This window comes from Rothia sp. HC945 (assembly GCF_051370785.1).
Taxonomy (GTDB): domain Bacteria; phylum Actinomycetota; class Actinomycetes; order Actinomycetales; family Micrococcaceae; genus Rothia.
Window position 1 is genome coordinate 1 of sequence record NZ_JBFCSN010000008.1, and the last position, 5,315, is coordinate 5,315.

At 54.8% G+C, this 5,315-nt stretch carries 2 rRNA genes; both read left to right on the plus strand.

From position 1 onward, the window contains the following. Positions 1–167: 167 nt before the first annotated feature. Positions 168–1,697, plus strand: a 16S ribosomal RNA gene (locus tag AB0Y14_RS12380). 346 nt (positions 1,698–2,043) lie between these two features. After that, a 23S ribosomal RNA gene (locus AB0Y14_RS12385) occupies positions 2,044–5,146 on the plus strand. Together the 16S and 23S rRNA genes form the textbook arrangement of a ribosomal RNA operon. Positions 5,147–5,315: the final 169 nt, after the last annotated feature.

Genomic DNA, 5,315 nt, shown 5'->3' on the forward strand with positions numbered 1-5,315 from the left:
GGTTTGTTGTTTGAGAACTCAATAGTGTGCTTTGTTTGAATGTTGTACCAAGTTTTTTGAATTCTTGTTGGTTTCAACATTGCCTGGCAGGCGTTGTGCTGTCACCTCCGTGATGGTTGCCTGTTGGGGTTTTATTTTGTTGGGCCACGGGTTTTTCTTTTTGTTTTTTAACGGAGAGTTTGATCCTGGCTCAGGACGAACGCTGGCGGCGTGCTTAACACATGCAAGTCGAACGCTGAAGCCGGGTGCTTGCACCTGGTGGATGAGTGGCGAACGGGTGAGTAATACGTGAGTGACCTTCCTTGGACTCTGGGATAAGCCCGGGAAACTGGGTCTAATACCGGATACGACCAGTCCTCGCATGGGGTGCTGGTGGAAAGGGTTTGTACTGGTTCTTGATGGGCTCACGTCCTATCAGCTTGTTGGTGAGGTAATGGCTTACCAAGGCGACGACGGGTAGCCGGCCTGAGAGGGTGACCGGCCACACTGGGACTGAGACACGGCCCAGACTCCTACGGGAGGCAGCAGTGGGGAATATTGCACAATGGGCGCAAGCCTGATGCAGCGACGCCGCGTGGGGGATGACGGCCTTCGGGTTGTAAACCTCTTTCAGCAGGGAAGAAGCGAAAGTGACGGTACCTGCAGAAGAAGCGCCGGCTAACTACGTGCCAGCAGCCGCGGTAATACGTAGGGCGCAAGCGTTGTCCGGAATTATTGGGCGTAAAGAGCTCGTAGGCGGTTTGTCGCGTCTGCTGTGAAAGCCCGGGGCTCAACCCCGGGTGTGCAGTGGGTACGGGCAGGCTGGAGTGCAGTAGGGGAGACCGGAATTCCTGGTGTAGCGGTGAAATGCGCAGATATCAGGAGGAACACCGATGGCGAAGGCAGGTCTCTGGGCTGTTACTGACGCTGAGGAGCGAAAGCATGGGGAGCGAACAGGATTAGATACCCTGGTAGTCCATGCCGTAAACGTTGGGCACTAGGTGTGGGGGACATTCCACGTTTTCCGCGCCGTAGCTAACGCATTAAGTGCCCCGCCTGGGGAGTACGGCCGCAAGGCTAAAACTCAAAGGAATTGACGGGGGCCCGCACAAGCGGCGGAGCATGCGGATTAATTCGATGCAACGCGAAGAACCTTACCAAGGCTTGACATACACCGGATCGCAGCAGAGATGTTGTTTCCCTTCGGGGCTGGTGTACAGGTGGTGCATGGTTGTCGTCAGCTCGTGTCGTGAGATGTTGGGTTAAGTCCCGCAACGAGCGCAACCCTCGTTCTATGTTGCCAGCACGTTGTGGTGGGGACTCATAGGAGACTGCCGGGGTCAACTCGGAGGAAGGTGGGGATGACGTCAAATCATCATGCCCCTTATGTCTTGGGCTTCACGCATGCTACAATGGCCGGTACAATGGGTTGCGATACTGTGAGGTGGAGCTAATCCCAAAAAGCCGGTCTCAGTTCGGATTGGGGTCTGCAACTCGACCCCATGAAGTCGGAGTCGCTAGTAATCGCAGATCAGCAACGCTGCGGTGAATACGTTCCCGGGCCTTGTACACACCGCCCGTCAAGTCACGAAAGTTGGTAACACCCGAAGCCGATGGCCCAACCCTTGTGGGGGGAGTCGTCGAAGGTGGGACTGGCGATTGGGACTAAGTCGTAACAAGGTAGCCGTACCGGAAGGTGCGGCTGGATCACCTCCTTTCTAAGGAGCTCAACTTTTTTGGTTGGCCATGTCCGTGCACGAGTGTTGTGCGGGTGGTTTGCTCATGGGTGGAATGCGATGTTCTTTGGTTGCATGGTGGCACTGTTGTGGTGTTGTTGTGTGGCCGGCAGAGTGCACTGTTGGGTTTTGAGGCAATGAACCGTGTGGTTGTTGTCTTGGTTTGGCCCGTGCGTCGTGCCTGGTGCCCTGTTTGTGGGGTGGTGGGTGTGGTGTGGTGGGTTGTTGTTTGAGAACTATATAGTGGACGCGAGCATCTTGGGGTTCCTGCCTGTTGGTGGGTTCCCCGGTGATTGTTTATGTGAATGCCTTTGTGGTGATCATTTGTGTGTAAATCGTTAAGGGCGCACGGTGGATGCCTGGGCACAAGAAGCCGATGAAGGACGTGTGAATCTGCGATAAGCCTCGGGGAGTCGATAACTGGGCTGTGATCCGAGGGTGTCCGAATGGGGAAACCCCGCTGCCTGTCAAGGGTAGTGACCCGCACCTGAATGTATAGGGTGTGTGGAGGGAACGGGGGGAAGTGAAACATCTCAGTACCCTCAGGAAGAGAAAATAATAATGATTCTGTTAGTAGTGGCGAGCGAACGCGGATGAGGCTAAACCTGTGGTGTGTGATACCGGCAAGGGGTTGCATCATGGGTGTTGTGGGGCGCACTTTTTACTGGTTCTTGTTTGGCCGGTGGTGTGCAGTGTTGTGGTAGGCGAATCATCTGGGATGGTGGACCGGAGTGGGTGAGAGTCCCGTAGTCGAAACCATGGTACTGGCATTGTGTGTGTTCCCGAGTAGCACGGGGCTCGTGGAATCTCGTGTGAATCTGCCAGGACCACCTGGTAAGCCTGAATACTTTCTTGTGACCGATAGTGTATCAGTACCGTGAGGGAATGGTGAAAAGTACCCCGTGAGGGGAGTGAAATAGTACCTGAAACCGTGTGCCTACAAGCCGTCAGAGCATCGTTGTGGTGTGATGGCGTGCCTTTTGAAGAATGAGCCTGCGAGTTAGTGCTGTGTCGCGAGGTTAACCCGTGTGGGGTAGTCGTAGCGAAAGCGAGTCTGAATAGGGCGTTTGAGTGGCACGGTCTAGACCCGAAGCGGAGTGATCTACCCATGGCCAGGTTGAAGCGTGTGTAAGAGCGCGTGGAGGACCGAACCCACTTCAGTTGAAAATGGAGGGGATGAGCTGTGGGTAGGGGTGAAAGGCCAATCAAACTCTGTGATAGCTGGTTCTCCCCGAAATGCATTTAGGTGCAGCGTCGTGTGTTGCTTGTCTGAGGTAGAGCTACTGGTTGGCTGATGGGCCTTTACGGGTTACTGACGTCAGCCAAACTCCGAATGCGGGCAAGTGTAAGCGCGGCAGTGAGACAGTGGGGGATAAGCTTCATTGTCGAGAGGGAAACAGCCCAGATCATCGACTAAGGCCCCTAAGCGTGTGCTAAGTGGGAAAGGATGTGGAGTTGCTGAGACAACCAGGAGGTTGGCTTAGAAGCAGCCATCCTTGAAAGAGTGCGTAATAGCTCACTGGTCAAGTGATTCTGCGCCGATAATGTAGCGGGGCTCAAGCACACCGCCGAAGTCGTGACAATGCCTTTGTGGTGTTGGGTAGGGGAGCGTCGTGTACTGCGGTGAAGCCGTCGTGTGAACGTATGGTGGAGTGTACGCGAGTGAGAATGCAGGCATGAGTAGCGAATGATGCGTGGGAAACGTATCCGCCGAATGATCAAGGGTTCCAGGGTCAAGCTAATCTTCCCTGGGTTAGTCGGGGCCTAAGGCGAGGCCGACAGGCGTAGTCGATGGATAACGGGTTGATATTCCCGTACCGACGAAGGACCGTCCATACCAAGCCGGTGATACTAACCGTCCGGGTCGTGCTGTGTGCTTCCTTGTGGAGTGCTGGTGCGTGCCTGCACGGGACCTGATCCGGGGCGGTAAACGCATTAACGGGTGTGACGCAGGAAGGTAGCCGGGCCACGCGGTGGTTGTCGTGGTCTAAGCATGTAGGGTTGGTCGTTGTTAAATGCGCGGCCTGTGTGCCTGAGATGTGATGGGACCCCCGTTTGTGGGGGGATCCGGTGATCCTATGCTGTCGAGAAAAGCATCGGCGTGAGGTTCTAGTTGCCCGTACCCTAAACCGACACAGGTGATCAGGTAGAGAATACTAAGGCGTTCGAGAGAATCATGGTTAAGGAACTCGGCAAAATGCCCCCGTAACTTCGGGAGAAGGGGGACCTTGAGCGTGAGCTGCCCGTGCGGTAGTGAGCGTGTATGGGTCGCAGAGACCAGGGGGAAGCGACTGTTTATCAAAAACACAGGTCCGTGCGAAGTCGCAAGACGATGTATACGGACTGACTCCTGCCCGGTGCTGGAAGGTTAAGAGGACTCGTTAGGCTCTTTTGGGTCGAAGCGGAGAATTTAAGCCCCAGTAAACGGCGGTGGTAACTATAACCATCCTAAGGTAGCGAAATTCCTTGTCGGGTAAGTTCCGACCTGCACGAATGGAGTAACGACTTCCCTGCTGTCTCAACCATGAACTCGGCGAAATTGCAGTACGAGTAAAGATGCTCGTTTCGCGCAGCAGGACGGAAAGACCCCGTGACCTTTACTATAGTTTGGTATTGGTGTTCGGTGTGGCTTGTGTAGGATAGGTGGGAGATTGTGAAGCTACGGCGCTAGTCGTGGTGGAGTCGTTGTTGAAATACCACTCTGGTCATATTGGATGTCTAACCTCGGCCCATGATCTGGGTCAGGGACAGTGCCTGATGGGTAGTTTAACTGGGGCGGTTGCCTCCTAAAGAGTAACGGAGGCGCCCAAAGGTTCCCTCAGCCTGGTTGGCAATCAGGTGTTGAGTGCAAGTGCACAAGGGAGCTTGACTGTGAGACTGGCAGGTCGAGCAGGGACGAAAGTCGGGACTAGTGATCCGGCGGTTCATTGTGGAATGGCCGTCGCTCAACGGATAAAAGGTACCTCGGGGATAACAGGCTGATCTTGCCCAAGAGTTCATATCGACGGCATGGTTTGGCACCTCGATGTCGGCTCGTCGCATCCTGGGGCTGGAGTTGGTCCCAAGGGTTGGGCTGTTCGCCCATTAAAGCGGCACGCGAGCTGGGTTCAGAACGTCGTGAGACAGTTCGGTCCCTATCCGCTGCGTGCGTTGGAGAATTGTGGAGGCCTGTCCTTAGTACGAGAGGACCGGGACGGACGAACCTCTGGTATGTCAGTTGTACCGCCAGGTGCATGGCTGATTGGCTACGTTCGGGAGAGATAACCGCTGAAGGCATCTAAGCGGGAAGCTTGCTTCGAGATGAGTTCTCCTTGCCTCCTTTGTGGGGTGTGAGGCTCCCTGTAGATGACGGGGTTGATAGGCCGGGTATGGAAGCCAGGACTGAAGACTGGTGGAGTTGACCGGTACTAATAGGCCGAAGGTTTACACACAATACGTTTCCCCTTTTTTTTTGTGGGGGGTGTTGTTGTGGTTGCCGCGAGGGTTTGTAGATGATTGTTGTGTGTTCGTGTTCACTGTATGGTTTTGAAGCAACGACCTGTTGTGGGTGTGTTGTTTGATTGGTTTTCGCCATGCTGGCCCGTGTGGGTTGGTGTGTGT